Below are 16773 nucleotides of genomic sequence, written 5' to 3' on the forward strand. Positions count from 1 at the left end.
GGTTAAACCCTCACTTGAATAAGACCATTGTGCAAGGGAACGCGCGTTTCCGGTGCGGAAACGAAGGACTGACGATAGCTGCGCGATGTGCTGCGAATGCCATTCGGTCCACGCGAGTTGCTCTCGCTCGAATTTTCAAAGAATTGTTCGCGGTTCTGCTGACCGTTGCCGGAGGATTGCGACCAGGCCGAACTGTAGCTCAGGCCGATCTCGACTTTTTCGAGATTCAGATTTTGGTTCTGAAGGGATTCGCGGAGTTTCGGCAGTTCCTGAACCAAAGCCTCACGGGCCTGATCCGAATGGGTCACGATGCGAATTTCGACGGTTTTGTCCTTGATATCAAGGGCGAGGTCGAGTGGACCCATTTCCTTGCTGCCCAGATCGAGTCGAATGGAGCCGCCGCCGTCCTTGATCAGCATCGAGGATTTATCGAGTATATCCTGGAGCTGCTGATGGGAAACGGGAACTGAGGGGGCCTGAGGCGCGGCTGCCGTTTCTATGCTGAAGGCTTTATTGGATGCTGCGGCCGGACTGGTGCCTGGCGTGAACATCGAATTATTATCCTGATTCAGGAAGGACTGGTTTTGATTGCGGCCGGAAAGGTCACCGCCTTTATCATCCCCGGTGGATCCCGCCTCCTGGAAGGCCAGTCCCAAGGCGCTCAAATCAAACGGACTGGCATCGGGTGCGGGAAGATTGGAGGCATCCATCCGATTGGCAAAATCGGGGGCTTGGATAAATTGAGAGTTCAGAAGATCATCGAGTGAGCGCAGCGGCTGTGCGGCTGCTGTTTTGGGATCGACGGCGATCTCTTTGGATTCGCGACTCACAAAATCTTCAGGTCGCAGGGTTTGAAGAGTCTCGGTATTCCAGCGCTGCGCCATGACCATAAAAGGATCCTGAGGTGCGGTCGGAACGCGCGGAAGGACATTCATCACCAAAGGCACTTCGTCCATGGTCGGTGCCGCTGTCAAGGTCGCATCGACCTTGGGTTCTGTCGTTGCCGCGAAAGGATCCCAGGTTTCGACTCCGGCTTCCATAGGATTGATGAAGAAAGGGGCGCTGCCGTCATCGAGAACAGTCAAAGGCATCAGCTCGGCAGTTTCCGGATCCTGAGTCCAAAGCTGAACAGGTTCCAAAGGCGAGGGGCCTTTGGGATCAAGGCGCGACAGCTGAGCCATCAACGCGGGATCCAAGGCCTGAGGAGCCGCCGGGTTGATTTGGGTTTTCTGCGGCACCGTGATTACGGTTTGGTCTGGGGAAAGCGTGGGCCATTGCACGGGAAGACCGAGCGAGGATTGCATGCGTTCCGCGCGCTGCATATAGCTTTGAAGACCATCAAGGCCCAGATTGTCTTTAAGAAGATCGCCTTCCTGCATGATGCGTCTTGTGTCAAAGCCCAGGGCCTGAAGCGTCTCGCCCAGAGTGACAAGGGGCTCCTGCGTTGGAGCTTCGATTCCTGCGAGGGAAATAGGACCGGCATTTTTTGCCTGGAGCGCTTGAGGGGCGAGGCCAAGCAGCTGCAGGTTTTGTTCAAGAGGCATGGCCACCTGCAAAACATCGGCCGTTTGCGTTTGACTCAGGATGGATTGCAGGAGTGGACTTTGCGCGACAAGGCCAGGGATTTGCGCGGGTTCCACGAATTCAAGGCGTCCCGCGAGAAGCGCGAGAGCGGGATTTTGCTGCATGAAAAGTTCAGGATTGCCTGTGGCCAGCATCTCTTGAAGACGCAGCTGCCAGTCTTCCAAAGCCTCAGGCATAGCCTCGGTCGGGACCTCGCTCACAGTATTTGTTATGATGGAAGCTGTGGCCGTCACAAGCGGTGCCGAGGCCTCGGCGGCTGGCGCACGGACAGGCGTCTGACCCATGTTGAGACTGGGTTTTGCTGCTATGGTCTCTTTAGCATTTTCCGGGCGTGGGCCGGGCGTGCGAACGGCGGCTTCCAAGGTTTTTGTCGTGTCGGGTGCGGACCGATTCCATGGAGCCTCAGTCGGTTCCGATTTTTGCATGCGACGCGGGGTTGGGGCGGGCTGTCTTGGCGTAGCCTGCTCCTGCTGGACGGGCTGAGCCTTGAGGGGAGCGGCCGGACGCGGGCTTTGCGGCCTCACGGGAGGCTGCTGGGCAGGACGCGCCACGGCGCCAGTCTTGGGCGCCTGAGCAGTGAGGTGCTCCGCGAATTGGCTTTTCTGTGAAGAGCGTCCAGGGTCCGCAGAAGGTGCGGCGCGAGGGTTCGTGGATTCATTGACTGTCAAATTGTCAGTCCAGGTATCCGATCCGCGCGAACTTTTCGTGAAACTATTGTTATTGATATTTGTCACGACTCAAGTTTCCTTCTCGCATGCCGATACACCGTTTTGGCTTTCCATGACTCATCAGCACATACCATGCCATAAATACGACTCACTTAAATTCATGGGTTAGAGCGAAGAGATTCTCCTGACTCGGCAGTTATAGCCTTTTAGACGGCGCTATTTGCCTGGTGGCGGATGCGCCGCGGGCTTCGCACATGCGGATTTCAGGTGAATTGTTATTGACAGCGAGGGGCTGATTTAAGATTATGTGACGCTCTCTAGCCTCAGTTCGCTAGGATCCCTATTCTTTGAATAGGTTTAAGCTCGATAGATAGACCTTTTCGGGTGGTTCAAACCCGGATGAATCGGAAGGAGATATTCATGTTTGCCGTTTTCCAAGCTGGCGGCCATCAGTACCGTGTTAGCCAAGGCGATCAAATTACCGTCGATTTTCTGGAAGGCAAAAAAGAAGGCGACAAAGTCAGCTTTTCTAACATTTTGCTGGTAGGTGGAGACAAGACCAAGCTTGGCGCTCCTTTCGTTAGCGGTGCGAGCATTGAAGCTGTGGTGAAAACCCAGACTTTCAATAAGAAGGTTCTGATCGGTAAATTCAAACGCCGTAAAGACTACAAGCGCACCCGCGGTCACAAGCAACCGGTTACGGTTCTTGAAATCAGCGGCATCAAATCCTAAGCGACCCTAACAAGGAGTAAACGTCATGGCTCACAAGAAAGCTGGCGGTAGTACAAAGAACGGCCGCGACTCCAATCCCCAATATCGCGGCGTAAAAGTATACGGCGGCGAAACCATCACGGCCGGTAGCATTATCGTCCGTCAGGTTGGCAGTACGTTCCACGCTGGTAACAACGTGGGAACTGGCAAGGACTACACTCTGTTTGCTCTCGTTGATGGCAAAGTTGAATTCAACACCTCTTCGAAACGCAAAAGAGTCAGCGTCGTTCCAGTCTGAGATTAAGCGAAATTCGAACGTGTTATTTCTCACCTTCTGACACGTTCGAATTTGACCTCTCTCGGCTTCAGCGGTATAAGCACGAGCCAGAGCAGGATGATTGTTGATTCTTCCCCACCTTCACGCCTGCAATTGGAATCAAGCCTGAAAAGTATCCCCCTATGCGGAGGGCCAAGTTGTGGCATTCGTTGATGAAACAGAAATAACCGTGCGTTCTGGCGATGGCGGACCGGGTATGGTCAGCTTTAAGTCGGCCAAAAATGCGCCCAAACTTGGACCCGATGGTGGTGATGGCGGCTTCGGCGGCAGCGTTTATCTCGTGGGCAAAGCTCAGCTGAACAGTCTGAGTGGACTCTACTATCGGCGGCGTTACGCAGCGGAAAATGGAGCCAAAGGCGGCACCAATAACTGCACGGGTCGTAACGGTGAGGATCTTGAGATTCCCGTTCCGGTCGGAACGCAGGCTTACAATGCCGAGACAGGCAAGCTCGTCGCAGAAGTACTCGAAGACGGACAAAGAATTTGTCTCGCACCGGGCGGCAAGCGTGGTCTTGGCAACATTCGCTTTCTTTCCGCAACGCACCAGGCTCCGCACGAAAGCACCAATGGTGGTGAAGGCGTCGAGATGGAATTGCGCCTGGAATTGAAGCTGATTGCGGATGTGGGTTTTGCCGGCTTTCCCAACGCGGGAAAATCCACGCTTCTGAGCAGCATCAGTGCGGCTCGTCCCAAGATCGCGGATTATCCCTTTACGACTTTGATTCCCCAGCTTGGTGTTGTGGCCGTTCCCGAAATGGATGAATGGGGCAACGCGAGTTTTGTGGCCGCGGATATTCCCGGTTTGATCGAAGGCGCAAGCGAAGGCAAGGGCCTGGGTCATGAATTTCTGCGGCATCTGGAGCGCACGAAGGTCGTTGTCTATGTGATCGATCCTTTCGCCCTGGATGAAATGCCTCCTCTTGATGCCTATGAAACGCTGGAAAATGAGCTGCGCTCTTTCAGTGAAAGCCTTGCCAATAAAAAGCATCTGATCGCTCTGACGAAGAGCGATATCGCGCCCGAGGACTTTGATTGGGACACGGTGGAAGCGCCTTTGAAAGAGCGCGGCCTCGAAGTTCTCCGTCTTTCCGCAGTGGCCCGCGACGGCGTCAATGATTTCAAACGCCGTGTTTGGAATCTGGTGCAGGAAGAAAGGCAGAAGGTGGAAGTCGTCGAAACACCAACAGCCCCCAAGCGCGCTGAAGATGAAGGCTATGTCTGGATGTCACGCGCAAGCGAGGATCAGGATTTTGGTATCTGAGGCCCAGGAGCGTTCCCCGCCGTCGGTGATTTTTTACGGCGGCACCTTTGATCCCCCGCATGTCGGACATCAACGGCTCGTGGGACGCACGCGCGCGCTGTTTCCAGGCAGTCAGGTTTGGATTTCCGTGGCTCCGGCTCCGGCGGGAGCGGCGAATAAGCATAAGGCGCCGGGCGCATCGTTTGCCCAGCGGCTGGAGATGTGTCAGCTGAATTTTGCGGAGGATTTGCAGAGCGGAGCGGCCGTTCTCACCGATATTGAAACACGCCTGCCCGCCCCGAATTATACCGTTCAGACTCTGCGCGCCTGTCATGAGAAATTTCCCGGGAAAACCTGGGCGCTTTTGATTGGACAGGATCAGCTGGAGCAGTTTGCGGACTGGCGGGAGCCCCAGGATATCCTAAAGCTCGCTGACCTTGTCGTGGTGAGTCGCGGCCAGGACCGTTCGTTGAAAGATGCCCTTGAAATGCTGGCGTCCCGGCTTGGTTTGCATCTGGATCCCGTGGGACCTGAGCGTCTTCGTTTCCGGGAACTGGGGACCCATATTTATCTTTTGGCTGGCAGTGTATCCGAAGCTGCCAGTCGTGATGTACGCAAAGATTCCGCTGCTTTTATGAAAAAAGACTGGTTGGTTCCCGAAGTTGCCAGTTATATACAGCGGCACGGGATTTATACAAAGTGAGAGGCCACTATGGAATCCATGGACGTCATTAAATTAATCGCAGGCGCTGCCGCCGATAAAAAAGCCACCCGCATCGCGGTGCAGAAGATCGAAGGCAAGTCGAGTCTTTGCGATTTTCAGGTGATCTGCTCGGGCAGCAATGAGCGCCAGACCCAGGCGATCGCCGGACATATCGAAGAAGTTTTGCGGACCAAAAACGCCGGAAAACCCCTGGCCATTGAAGGCAAGCAAACCGGTCACTGGATCCTGATGGATTATGGTCACACCATGGTCCACATCTTTTTGGATTCGATCCGTGATTACTATGCGCTGGAACGCCTGTGGCCCAATGCGGAAACCACCTTTTTCGATTGAAGCATCATGAAGATCCAGATCATCAAAGTGGGCAAGCCGGCTCATGCCGCCTATGAAGAGCTGGCGGAAATGTTCGCCAAACGTCTGAAGCCCATTTGGAAGATCGAGGAGCACATCGTACGCGCCGCCGGATCCGAGAGGGCCGGCAAGGAACTGCAGAGCAAGCTGGGAATGACGGAAGATCCGCACCAGGCTGTGGTGGTTCTGGATGAGCGCGGCAAGGATCTCAGCTCGCCTGAACTCGCTCAATTCATTCAAAGCAAAATGGACCTTGGCCACACGAAATCCCTGAGTTTTGTGATTGGTGGTCCTTATGGCATTTCTGACGACTTGCGCCAGCAGGCGGATTTTGTCTGGCGCCTGTCAAAAGGCGTTTTTCCCAGTGACCTGGCCTGGGTCATGGTCTGGGAACAGATTTATCGGGCGGCGAGCATTCTGCGCGGGACGCCTTATCATCACGAATAATGAGTGGGGTTGAAGTCTCAGGGCTGCTGTCTCGCACGAGATGACGCCGGCTAGGACTCCGACCTGGCGAAAGCTCATGTCCCTGGACCCACCCTTCAACTTTCCGTAAAGGAGAGGCCAGGGGGTGGGCCGTGAATTTTTGCGTTCTGTGTTTCCGCGTGTGTCGCTCGGATTTCTGTGCGGTTTGTGACGAGGCTCTGCGCGAGGCGGAGCTTGTGGGCGAGCGGCGTTTTTGTAAATTACCCTCGACGAACGGTATCGTTTTGAGTTCCTATGCTTATCGTGGCATTGGACGGGACTGCGTTTTGGCCTGCAAAAGTCAGGGTTTTCGTCGCATAGGGCCAGCGCTGGTCAGACGTAGTTTGCGCTGCCCACTGCTGCAGGAAGCCCTGGGCCGCTCCGATGTCATCATGCCGGCACCATCGAGCCTCTGGAGCCGTTGGCGCGGCAGTCTGGATCTGGCTTCCATGCTGGCGGAGGGTCTCGCCCGTCACGCCGGCCTTTTGGTTTGCCCGCCCCCTCGGGCGCTCAGCTTTCGTTGGCGGAAGCAGGCTTTGCGCACGCATTCGCAAAGACGAGGGGTATTCAGAAGCCGGCAAAAACTTTATGATGCTTCGTATTTTGAACCGTATAGACCGACTCCTTTGCGGAGCGCCAGGTTGAAAGTGCTGATCGTGGATGACGTTGTCACCACCGGGCACACCCTGAGTGAACTGGCGGCCTGCTTTCCGCAGGTTGAGGTTGAATTTTATACCCTGGCTTCGGCTTTTCGCCCTGGAAAGGACCCTGCATGCTGAATATCACCGCTGAAGAGTTGCAACAACTGACGCCGATGATGCGCCAGGTCTTTGAACTGAAGCAGAAAGCAGCGGATGCCATCCTCTTTTTCCGGATGGGTGATTTTTACGAGGTTTTTGGTGAAGATGCGGAAGAAGTCGCACCGATCCTTGACCTTGTTTTAACGAGTCGGGAGCGTGGTGATAAACAACGCATACCTTTCTGTGGGGTGCCCCATCATTCGGTAAAAGGCTACTGGCTGAAGCTTTTGAAGCTCGGCTATCGCGTGGCTATCGCCGATCAGATGGAAGATCCTGCGGAAGCCAAGGGCCTTGTACGGCGTGATATTTCCCAGGTCATGACACCCGGATCCATCGACGAACTCGAAGGTCTGGAAGCGGATCAACCCAACTACCTTGTCGCTCTTCATGAAAATCCGAGCGACAAACAGTGGGCCTTGGCCGCTCTGGATATTTCCACCGGCGAATTCCGACTGGGTGCGGTTCAGCCCGATGAATTGAGCGGCTGGCTGGATATTCTGCAGCCGAAGGAACTTGTATGCCGGCGCTTCATGCAGGATGAACTGAAGGAACGTATCCGCAATTATATGTCGCGCGGGCCCCTCAGTTTCGGTCAGCTTTCGGAAGCCTTGTTGAGAGACAAAGGCGCTCAGCTGAAACTCATTCACGATCAGTTCGCCACGAACGATCTTACGACCCTCCCGTGCGGGACCGTGCCCGGAGGCGAGGCCTTGGTTGCCTCGGTTTTGCAGTATTTACATGATCTGCATAAAAGAACGGTACAGTTTCTCGTCATTCGGCCTTTGCGCGAAGCGGATCGTATGCAGCTGGATGAAACCGTGCGGCGCGATCTGGAGCTTTTTGAAACAGCACGGCGTCGGGATACCGAGGGCAGCCTTTTCAAAGAGATCAACGCAACCCGCACGCCGATGGGTGCCCGGCTTTTGCGTCATGACCTGGCGCGACCCTTTTTGAATCCTGTCATGATTCATGAACGTCAGGAAGCAGTGCAAAGTCTTCTGCAGTCGGGCGCGGAAACCTTGGGCATCATGCAGGTGCTTTTGAAAAACTGCAGTGACCTGGACCGTCTTACAACCCGCGTGCTGTCTGGAAAAGCGCAGCCGCCTGACCTCCTTCAAATTCAAAAAAGTTTGGAGGCGAGTTTACAGCTGGCCGATCTTGCGATGAATTTGAAGGGCCTCGAATGGGGTGATATCAAGCGCAACCTCGAACTGGCTGCCACATTTACCAGAGATATGGAAGCTGCTCTGGCACCGCTCCCGGCGGCGCTTGGAAGTTTGGACGTGTTTGTGGAAGGATACGACGCTGAACTGGATAGACTGCGCGGGCTGTCCCGGCACGGGCAGGAGCAGATTGATGCCTACGAGCAGAAGCTTAGGCAGGAAACCGGTATCAGCAGTCTTAAAATTAAAGAGCACAAGTCGTATGGACTTCTGATTGAAATCACCAAGGCCAATCTAGCCAAGGTTCCTACGGGTTTTATTCGGCGCCAGACTATGGTAAACAACGAGAGATTCGTGACCCTGGAGCTGGAAGCTCTTGGTGAAACGCTGGCTGCTGCGACCGAAGAAGCTGTTCATCGCGAGCAAAAACTCTATCAGGAATTTTTGCATAAACTCGCCGGACAGCAGGAAGAGTTGCGAAGGGTCGCGGAAGGACTGGCGCGACTTGATGTCTATCAAAGCTTTGCGCGGAAGGCTCTTCAGGATAATTATGTACGCCCAAAAATGGCTAAAGATGGGTCTTTACGTTTGAAGGCCTGTCGTCATCCTGTTGTGGAGCGCTGGGTAGGAACCCAGGCTTTCATGCCGAACGATGTCCAGCTTACGAATCAGCAGAGACAGATGCTGATTACCGGCCCAAACATGGCGGGTAAATCGACTGTCATGCGGCAGACGGCATTGGCCGCGATTTTGCATCAAATCGGCAGTTTTGTACCGGCTGCCGAAGCCAGTTTACCGCTCTTTGATAGAATATTCACCCGGGTGGGTGCTGCGGATGACCTGTCGCGTGGACAATCAACCTTTATGGTTGAGATGTCGGAAGCGGCCACCATTCTGCGGCAGGCCACCGATCGTAGTCTCGTCATTTTGGATGAGGTGGGTCGTGGAACTTCGACGCAGGATGGTCTGGCCATAGCGGCCGCGATCCTGGAACACATTGCAAAGAAAGTCCACTGTTATACTCTCTTCGCAACCCACTACCATGAGCTGGTGCCGTTCTCCGCTGAATTTCCGAGCCTGAAAATCGCTCAGGTTGAGGTGCAGGAGGAGGAGGATGCGATTTGCTTCACACATCGTTTGATAGATGGTGCCAGCGGCAGTTCGTTTGGTGTGGATGTGGCAAAAATAGCCGGAATACCTGCGAGTATTATTGCACGGGCCAGGCAGCTTATGACGGAACCCGAGCTTTGGTCGGAGAAGGAAGCGCCGAAAAAGCGCCTTCCTGACACGAAAGTCCCGTCCCTGCCGCCGTTGGAGCTTGCCTTTGAGGACGTTAAGGCGCCGCCTTCTCACGCTCATGGCGTCGCTCTGCAGCGTATTCTGGAACGGCTCGAACGTACGAATATCCTTAAGACCACGCCAATCCAGGCGTTGACGATACTCGATGAATTGAAGGGTTATTTGGAACAAAAAGATCAGGGTTCGCTCTTCCCCGAAGCGCCGAACCTGTGCTAATGTCTTGAATTCCTGAATCAAAGAAATTACTATTTGTTATCTAGTTTGGGCTTCGGTAGAAGACATCGACTTTGACCGCTCAGAAAAAGGAATGATGTGAATGGCCACGCACGACCCAATAGACAATCACGAATTCCTGTCACGAGAGGAGCTCGAACGCTTCCGCGCCTTGTTGCTGGAAGAAAGAGGCAAACTCCTTGAGAAATCCGCTCAACTCGTGAAGGCTGGAAATATAGAGCTGGATAAGAATGAAATGCTGGACGAAGTGGATTTGGCTTCCGCCACCACCGAACAGAATTTGACATTCAAACTCCTTGATCGTGACCGGAAACTCCTCGGTGAAATCGATCATGCGCTGGAAAAAATCAAAACCGGCGAATATGGCTACTGCGAAGGAACGGGTGAACCCATTCCCAAGCGTCGTCTCGAAGTGCGCCCCTGGTGTCGCCACAGTGTGAAATACAAAGAGCAGCTGGAGCGAATGAAAAAGACCGGCCGTGGTGTCGGTGACGAGGACGAACTGTAGAAACGAAAAAAGCCGGGGCAACCCGGCTTTTTTGTTGGTTCTCCCGTTGTCCGCTTAGGGGGGACAGCCTGTAGGCCTTTTCGCGGGATCCGAGTTGATCGACTTATAAAGTTCGCAGGCCTGGGTTTTCTGTTCCGGAGGCAAAGCCGTGATCTTGGTATTCAGCTGATCGGCCATCTGCGTTGTCAAAGCGTTCCGCACAGCTGCATTCTGCTTCGCGGCATCCGACGTTGCACCGCTATCTGTGGACGACGATATCTTCGCGATTTTCGCTTCCAGGTTGGTGATGGATTCGTCGATGGATTTCGTCACGGAATCAGGCACGCCGCCCATCGCTGCAAATGAAAGACTGGTGACCTTCATGTCGTTGAACATGGCGTTCAGCATGGAATCGGCAGCTGCCGCATCACCCGTAGGGAAGATGGCATTGATGGCGTTCGTCAAAGCGGTAAGCTCTGTCAGGAACGTGTTCACATCACCGTTTGGATTCAGGCTCGCAGACACTCGCTGAAGATTGGCGCCCAGTGGTTTTCCGTCCGCACCAACGGTCCCGTCATCATAGAGCACAACCGAATAGAATGCGATCGCTTCACCCAGATGCGCAAGCGCCCAGGCGAAGTGCGACTGTGCGCGGCCCTGCAGTTCAAGAGGGCTGGCCTCACATTCATGCCGAGGATCCTTGGTGGAATCCTTGGGAGCGCCGGCCTGAATAATGGGGCACAGCGTATCCACCGCATTGCCAATATTTGAGATGATTTCGCTCAGGGATTCACGCGCTGCAGCCCGGGTCTTCGGATAATAAAGAGTCGTGAGCGTGCTGGTGTTTTTCGTACCCAGCTCGTCGAAATCAGCGTCGCTGAGGCCAATGACGTCTGCGAGCTGATTCAGGTTGTCTGAGGTCTTGTCACCCGTGGTGCTGCTCGTGTCTTTATTATCGGCCTGATCAATCAGGTTTTTGGAAAGGCTGAAAGCATCCAGACCCGCCTTGCTCAGGAACGCATAGGAGCGGAGGATCAGGGTTTTTTCTTCATAAGGATTCATCTTCAGGATCTGACCGGTGATTTCAAGGGCCTTGTCGTTGTTGCCTTGATCGTACTCGTATTGAGCCTCAATGCGCAGCTGGTCCTGGGCTTTCTTCTGCTCTTCCGAGGTAAAGAAAGCGTTGAAGTTTGTACCACCACAGGCTGTCAAGAGCCAGGCGGAACCCATCAAGGTCGCAATCCTTTGCATTTCCGGACCTCCGTTCAATCAGCGAAGAAGATGATCTTCTCGTTCGCGTCTGTGACATGATATTTATCGCGCAGGACCTTCCGCGCGTAAGCGGGCGAGCTTTTGATCTTCCGGATTTCTTCGCTCAAATCCAGATTGTCGGCTTTGAGCTTATCCACAGTTCCTTCCAGAACAGTCAGACTTTTTCGAAGCTTGAAGTAATCCATGATCGAGACTTCGCCGCGCAGCGTGCCGATCATGAGCACAGTCAGCGTCAGGCAAAAGACGATACGAACGCCCATGCGAACCTCGGGATGAAGAGCGATGAGCCTATTGTATCATAAAGGGGGAAAGGGGCGGTACGCCCCCTGGGATTCAGTCCTGCTCGCCCAGACTCTGCAGCTGACTGGGACGGATTTTGCGGAACCCAAACTCGCGGAAACGGACGATGGCCTTGTTCTGGCCCAGATGCTGGTCAAAGCCTTCCACCACACCATGCCCGTAGGTGGGGTGATAGACCTTGCTGCCCTTCAGAATGGGTTCGCCCGCATCCTCGTAATCGTAGGAATAGGCGCCTGCGGCTGGCTGGGGGTTGAACGCCTCCTCGGCCTTCATGGAGAACTTCACATACTCTTTTGGGATTTCCTGCAAAAAGCGTGAAGGTGGATTCATGGTTTCGGCGTTATACGTGCGCCGACGCTTGGCACAGGAGAGGGACAGTTTCACCTTGGCCCGCGTAATCCCCACATAAAGAAGGCGGCGCTCCTCTTCGACCATGGTGTGATCGTCCGCACTATTTTTGTGCGGCAGCAGCCCATCCTCAAGGCCCGCGATATAGACCCGGGGAAATTCCAGACCTTTGGCCATGTGAAGGGTCATCATGGAAACCCCGACGACGTCCTGTTCGTTGGGATCCTCGCGAACAAGGGAAATGGTCTGCATCCAGTCATCAAGCTTGGCTTCGGGGTTTTTCTTTTGAAATTCCGCAAGCGCAGCCGCCAATTCCTGAATGTTGTCGATCTTGTCGAGATACTGATCGGGGTACTTCTTTTTCAGATAGTCGGGATATTCGAGCGCTTCCAAAAGAATTTTAATCGCATCCTTCAGGGGTGCATTCAGAATATCAATGCGCAGAGCCGCGATCAGATCCACAAAGTATTTCAACTTGGGACCGACCTTGGGTGTGGTGGCCAGCATGCGTGCGGCCTGCATCAGAGTCAGGTTATTCGCGCGTGCATACTGCTCGATCTGTTCCACGGCCTTGTCACCCACGCCCCGCGTCGGGACATTGATGACGCGAAGGAAGCTCATGTTGTCACTGTCGTTCAAAAGAAGACGCAGATACGCGAGCAGATCCTTGATCTCAAGACGCTCATAGAATTCCACGGCGCCGAAGATGGTGTATGGAATCTTATGCCGCCGTAGAGCTTCTTCAAGCGAACGCGACTGACTGTTGGTGCGATAGAAGATGGCAATGTCATCGTAAGGAAACTGACGCCTTTCGCTCTGGATGCGATCGGCGATCCAATAGGCTTCCATTTCCCCATCGGCTTCCAGATGCACTTCGATCGGCTCGCCCGCTTCCGCCTCGGTGAAAAGAGTCTTGGGTGCCCGGCGTTTGTTGTTGGCCACGAGCTTGCTCGCCGCGTTTACAATGTTGCCAGTGCAGCGGTAGTTTTGCTCCAAGGCCACGCGTTTGGCTTCCGGATAGGTCTGATGAAAGTCGATGATATTCGACGGCGTCGCGCCGCGCCAGCTGTAGATGGACTGATCGTCATCACCGACAACCATGAGGTTTCGATGCTGCTCGCTCAGGATCTGGATGATTTCAAACTGTGTGCGGTTGGTATCCTGAAACTCATCGACCATGATGTAACGGTAACGCTGACTCAAAACGCCGCGCACTTTTTTGTTGGTGCGGAGAAGCAAAAGCAGGTTGAGAAGAAGATCGCCAAAGTCCATGGCGTTGCTCTGCTGCAGATACTCCTGATAGCGCCGGTAAACCTGGACGCCGCCGGTTGGAACCAGCGTCGGATTCTGAATGGCGAGCTGCTCGGCTTCGTGTGGAAAAAGACCGGCGGTCTTCGCATAGTGAATGAAGCTTTTCATTTCATTCACCAGCGTCGGCAGATCGCCCTTGGGCACCATTTCCTTCAGAATATTCTTCAGAGCCTTGCTGCTGTCGGCATCGTCGTAAATACTGAAGTTGGAATCAAAGCCCAGCTCGGGCGCGAACTCGCGAAGCCAGCGGGCACAGGCGGAGTGAAAGGTTGTGACAAGACAGCGCCGGGCTTCGGGCGTCAAAGCCTCGGCCCGGTGTTTCATCTCCTCGGCGGCCTTGTTGGTGAAGGTTACAGCCAGGATTTCCCAGGGCAGGACGCCCTGCTCGATCAGCCACGCAATCCGCGTGGTGATGATGCGGGTCTTGCCGCTGCCGGCTCCTGCGAATACAACCAAAGGCCCGTCCCGATGGAGACAGGCCGCTTTCTGCACTTGATTCAAGGACTCGAGAAGAAGACTCATTCACTCACTCAACGGTCACAGATTTGGCCAGGTTGCGTGGCTGATCCACATCAGTCCCGCGCTTGATTGCAATATAATAGGCGAGGAACTGAACGGCAACCGTTGCCAAAATAGCTTGGAAATAAGGATTCTGCATTTTCGGTGTGGGAATATACATCTGGCTCAGGGCGCGCAGACGCTGATCCTTTTCATCACCGATTCCAATCACAAGACCTTCACGCGCGCGAATCTCTTCGATGTTGCTCAGCGTTTTCTCATAATAGGAATCATGTGGAGCGATCGCGACGATCGGCATGTGCTTGTCGATCAAAGCGATCGGTCCATGCTTCAGCTCGCCAGCGGCGTAGCCTTCGGCATGAATATAGGAGATCTCTTTCAGCTTCAAAGCGCCTTCCAGGGCGATGATGGAATTAGGCCCACGACCGACGAAAAGGAAGTTTGGATATTCGTAAAGTGCGTTCGCCAACTCTGCGATATGTTCCTCGGCATTCAAAGCCTGGTCCATATAGAGGGGAAGGCTTTTGAGTTCCGCCAGCTGTTTTTCCTTCTCCTGAGCGCTCAGACGACCCAGTTTTTCCGCAGCGGCCATGCTCCAAAGATAGGCGCAAAGAACCTGCGAGGTGAAAGCCTTGGTCGAAGCCACGCCGATTTCCGGGCCGGCATGCATCAGAATGCTGCCGTGACTTTCACGTACAATCGAGGAATAGGCGACGTTACAGATGCTAAAGATCTGGCAGCCTTTTTCCTTGGCCAGTTTCAATGAAGCCAAAGTATCAGCCGTTTCACCGGACTGGGAAATCGCCATCACCAGCGTTTGGCCCTGACCCATCAGTAGGGGATCACGGTAGCGGAATTCACTCGCGAGTTCCACGTTCACAGGAATGCCGAGCGCCGGTTCCATAAAATATTTGGCCACCATACCCGCATAATACGCGGTACCGCAGGCCACGATATGAATGCTCTTCACCTTGTCCAGCTGAATACTATTCACGCCGAGGGCCTCATGATTCAAAACACCCTCGTGCGCGAAAGCCTGGGTGGTTTTGGAAATCACGCGGGGCTGCTCATGGATTTCCTTCAGCATGTAATGACGATAACCCTGCTTGTCCGCGCTGCCTGGCGACCATTGAAGGAAAGTCGTTTTCAAAGGAAGCTCCTGACCTTCGCGGTCCCAAAGCTTCACTTCATTGCGCCCCACCGAGGCGCATTCACCATCATGCAGAAACACGGCTTTTTGCGTGTAGCTGACAAAGGCGGTGATGTCGCTGCCGAAGAAATTCTCGCCCTGACCGAGGCCGATCACAAGCGGCGAACCCTGCTTTGCGAGATAAATGTGCTGATCATCCTGATCGGTGATCAAAGCCAGGGAAAAAGCGCCTTCCAGACGTTTGATCACGCGCATAAGGGCATCACGCGGATGCGTGCCGGCCTTCAGCTCCTGACCCAAAAGATGCGCGACCACTTCCGTATCGGTTTCCGAGCGGAAGATCACGCCTTTCTTCTGCAGCTCCTCTTTCAGCTCGCGGTAGTTTTCAATGATCCCGTTATGAATCAGGGCCAGACGATCGGAAAGATGCGGATGCGCGTTTTCCTTGGTCGGCGTTCCATGCGTGGCCCAACGGGTATGACCGATCCCGATCTGTGCGGCGGCCGGAAGTTGGGTCAGCACAGGTTTCAGGTTGTCGATCTTTCCTGCTTCCTTGGTGATGGAGATGTGGCTATCGTGCAACACTGCAATTCCGGCGGAATCATAACCGCGATATTCCAGGCGCTTTAGCCCATCAAAAACGATGTCCAAACAGCTCCGCGAGCCGATATAACCGATAATTCCGCACATTTTAGGAACTCCTCAAACAGGGTCAGGAAGCAGTGGTAGAGGATTGAATGGTTCCAGGGGGAACCTTCGTGCCATCTGGAATGATTACATCTTTCAAGCAGACATGGCTACCGATCTCGCACGATTTGCCGATTCGCGTGCGGCCCAAAAGGGAACAGTGCGGTCCGATCACGGAATCCTCGCCGATGAGGACAGTGTCTTCGATATACGTGCTCTCGGCCAGCTGAAAGGTGACGCCCTGCAGCATCCAGTTTTCCCGAATGCGGCGCAGAATTCTTTGTTCCAAATCAGCCAGTTGGCGGCGATCGTTGACGCCATCGAAGGCTTCGTAATGATCGGTGACCCAAACGTCCGCGCCGATGCCCTGCTTTCTGGCGAGGGCAAAGCAATCGGTCAGATAATATTCCTTCTGCGCATTGGCTGTCGTGAGACGGCCCAGCAAAGAAAAGAGGAGATCCTTTTCCGCAAAGATCACCCCCGAATTGCAGATGTCGATTTTTTTCTCGCTTGCGGTGGCATCCTTTTCCTCGACGATAGCCTGCAATTGCCCCTGATCATCGGTGAGGATGCGACCATAGCCGCGCGGCTGGGGATGGCGCATGGCAAGGACGGCGAGGCGGCTATCCCTGGAAAAGCAGGAATCCAAAAAGGAACGCAGAACCTGACCATCCAGCGCGGGCGTGTCGCCGGCGCAGATGAGCACATGTTTGCAATCCAGTTTCGTGCCGCTCCACCAGTAGCCTTTGGCGTAATTAGGAACAGGGGTGTTATTGAAACCGAAGCCCGCACAGGCGACCGCTTCTCCGGTTCCCAGGCGATCGGTTTGTACGGTCAGGGTCAAAGGCTGATAGTTTTCCAGGCAGGCACTGAGCTGCTCCAGTTCGCCGCCAATGACGGCGCAAATGTCCTGGATGCCTATGCTATTTAAGGTGGAAACCACCCGCCCCACCATAGGGACGCCAGCCAAAGGATGCAGGACCTTGGGGAGCTGACTCTTCATTCGGGTCCCTTTGCCTGCGGCCAAAACAATAGCAGCGAGTTGGCGGGATTCAGCACGCATCAGACAAACTCCTGGTCAGTGTTGAAAGCTCCTTTATATCCGAGAGCCCTGGGCTCAAAA

At 54.3% G+C, this 16773-nt stretch carries 15 protein-coding genes; 9 read left to right on the plus strand and 6 right to left on the minus strand.

Annotated elements, in window-relative coordinates:
• Positions 1-2 precede the first annotated feature (2 nt).
• Positions 3-2318, minus strand: coding sequence for a flagellar hook-length control protein FliK (locus VFO10_RS29095; protein WP_325145541.1), 2316 nt, complete (start codon positions 2316-2318; stop codon positions 3-5).
• 354 nt (positions 2319-2672) lie between these two features.
• Here VFO10_RS29095 and rplU point away from each other — a divergent pair, with 354 nt between their 5' ends.
• From rplU to VFO10_RS29140, 9 genes are all read left to right on the plus strand, one after another.
• Positions 2673-2984, plus strand: coding sequence for a 50S ribosomal protein L21 (rplU, locus tag VFO10_RS29100; protein ID WP_325145542.1), 312 nt, complete (start codon positions 2673-2675; stop codon positions 2982-2984).
• A gap of 25 nt (positions 2985-3009) precedes the next feature.
• Positions 3010-3261, plus strand: coding sequence for a 50S ribosomal protein L27 (gene rpmA, locus VFO10_RS29105; RefSeq protein WP_325145543.1), 252 nt, complete (start codon positions 3010-3012; stop codon positions 3259-3261).
• Between the two features lie 178 nt (positions 3262-3439).
• Positions 3440-4561: a GTPase ObgE gene (gene obgE / locus VFO10_RS29110; protein WP_325145544.1), complete on the plus strand. Its 1122-nt coding sequence runs from the start codon at positions 3440-3442 to the stop codon at positions 4559-4561.
• A complete protein-coding gene (locus VFO10_RS29115; protein ID WP_325145545.1) occupies positions 4551-5243 on the plus strand; it encodes a nicotinate-nicotinamide nucleotide adenylyltransferase in 693 nt (230 codons plus the stop codon). The genes obgE and VFO10_RS29115 overlap by 11 nt, the downstream gene beginning before the upstream one ends.
• Before the next feature lie 9 nt (positions 5244-5252).
• A complete protein-coding gene (gene rsfS / locus VFO10_RS29120; protein WP_325145546.1) occupies positions 5253-5597 on the plus strand; it encodes a ribosome silencing factor in 345 nt (114 codons plus the stop codon).
• A 6-nt stretch (positions 5598-5603) separates the two neighbouring features.
• Positions 5604-6062, plus strand: coding sequence for a 23S rRNA (pseudouridine(1915)-N(3))-methyltransferase RlmH (locus VFO10_RS29125; RefSeq protein ID WP_325145547.1), 459 nt, complete (start codon positions 5604-5606; stop codon positions 6060-6062).
• Between the two features lie 131 nt (positions 6063-6193).
• A complete protein-coding gene (locus VFO10_RS29130; RefSeq protein ID WP_325145548.1) occupies positions 6194-6859 on the plus strand; it encodes a hypothetical protein in 666 nt (221 codons plus the stop codon).
• Entirely contained in the window at positions 6853-9558 is a 2706-nt protein-coding gene (gene mutS, locus VFO10_RS29135) for a DNA mismatch repair protein MutS (RefSeq protein ID WP_325145549.1), read from the plus strand. The genes VFO10_RS29130 and mutS overlap by 7 nt, the downstream gene beginning before the upstream one ends.
• A 100-nt stretch (positions 9559-9658) precedes the next feature.
• Positions 9659-10084 (plus strand): TraR/DksA family transcriptional regulator, encoded by a 426-nt coding sequence (locus tag VFO10_RS29140; RefSeq protein ID WP_325145550.1) that lies wholly within the window; start codon positions 9659-9661, stop codon positions 10082-10084.
• Positions 10085-10138: 54 nt separating this feature from the next.
• Here the strand turns inward: VFO10_RS29140 and VFO10_RS29145 are convergent, their stop codons facing one another.
• The 5 genes from VFO10_RS29145 to VFO10_RS29165 form a co-directional block, all read right to left on the minus strand.
• Complete coding sequence (locus VFO10_RS29145) at positions 10139-11314, minus strand: hypothetical protein (protein WP_325145551.1); 1176 nt, start codon at positions 11312-11314, stop codon at positions 10139-10141.
• 14 nt (positions 11315-11328) lie between these two features.
• Positions 11329-11595: a septum formation initiator family protein gene (locus VFO10_RS29150; RefSeq protein WP_325145552.1), complete on the minus strand. Its 267-nt coding sequence runs from the start codon at positions 11593-11595 to the stop codon at positions 11329-11331.
• A gap of 73 nt (positions 11596-11668) precedes the next feature.
• Positions 11669-13816 (minus strand): ATP-dependent helicase, encoded by a 2148-nt coding sequence (locus VFO10_RS29155; protein WP_325145553.1) that lies wholly within the window; start codon positions 13814-13816, stop codon positions 11669-11671.
• Between the two features lie 4 nt (positions 13817-13820).
• Positions 13821-15653: a glutamine--fructose-6-phosphate transaminase (isomerizing) gene (glmS, locus tag VFO10_RS29160; RefSeq protein ID WP_325145554.1), complete on the minus strand. Its 1833-nt coding sequence runs from the start codon at positions 15651-15653 to the stop codon at positions 13821-13823.
• Between the two features lie 22 nt (positions 15654-15675).
• The gene (locus VFO10_RS29165; protein ID WP_325145555.1) at positions 15676-16713 is read right to left on the minus strand and encodes an NTP transferase domain-containing protein; all 1038 of its coding nucleotides are present in this window, start codon (positions 16711-16713) and stop codon (positions 15676-15678) included.
• Positions 16714-16773: the final 60 nt, after the last annotated feature.

It is taken from the genome of Oligoflexus sp., from assembly GCF_035712445.1.
Taxonomy (GTDB): Bacteria; Bdellovibrionota_B; Oligoflexia; order Oligoflexales; family Oligoflexaceae; genus Oligoflexus.

Excerpts from the sequence above, each read along its gene's own strand:
- rplU (WP_325145542.1), top strand. The coding sequence starts at position 2,673 with ATGTTTGCCGTTTTCCAAGCTGGCGGCCATCAGTACCGTGTTAGCCAA.
- rpmA (WP_325145543.1), top strand. The coding sequence starts at position 3,010 with ATGGCTCACAAGAAAGCTGGCGGTAGTACAAAGAACGGCCGCGACTCC.
- rsfS (WP_325145546.1), top strand. The coding sequence starts at position 5,253 with ATGGAATCCATGGACGTCATTAAATTAATCGCAGGCGCTGCCGCCGAT.
- VFO10_RS29125 (WP_325145547.1), top strand. The coding sequence starts at position 5,604 with ATGAAGATCCAGATCATCAAAGTGGGCAAGCCGGCTCATGCCGCCTAT.
- mutS (WP_325145549.1), top strand. The coding sequence starts at position 6,853 with ATGCTGAATATCACCGCTGAAGAGTTGCAACAACTGACGCCGATGATG.
- VFO10_RS29140 (WP_325145550.1), top strand. The coding sequence starts at position 9,659 with ATGGCCACGCACGACCCAATAGACAATCACGAATTCCTGTCACGAGAG.
- VFO10_RS29145 (WP_325145551.1), bottom strand. The coding sequence starts at position 11,314 with ATGCAAAGGATTGCGACCTTGATGGGTTCCGCCTGGCTCTTGACAGCC.
- VFO10_RS29150 (WP_325145552.1), bottom strand. The coding sequence starts at position 11,595 with ATGGGCGTTCGTATCGTCTTTTGCCTGACGCTGACTGTGCTCATGATC.
- VFO10_RS29155 (WP_325145553.1), bottom strand. The coding sequence starts at position 13,816 with ATGAGTCTTCTTCTCGAGTCCTTGAATCAAGTGCAGAAAGCGGCCTGT.
- glmS (WP_325145554.1), bottom strand. The coding sequence starts at position 15,653 with ATGTGCGGAATTATCGGTTATATCGGCTCGCGGAGCTGTTTGGACATC.
- VFO10_RS29165 (WP_325145555.1), bottom strand. The coding sequence starts at position 16,713 with ATGCGTGCTGAATCCCGCCAACTCGCTGCTATTGTTTTGGCCGCAGGC.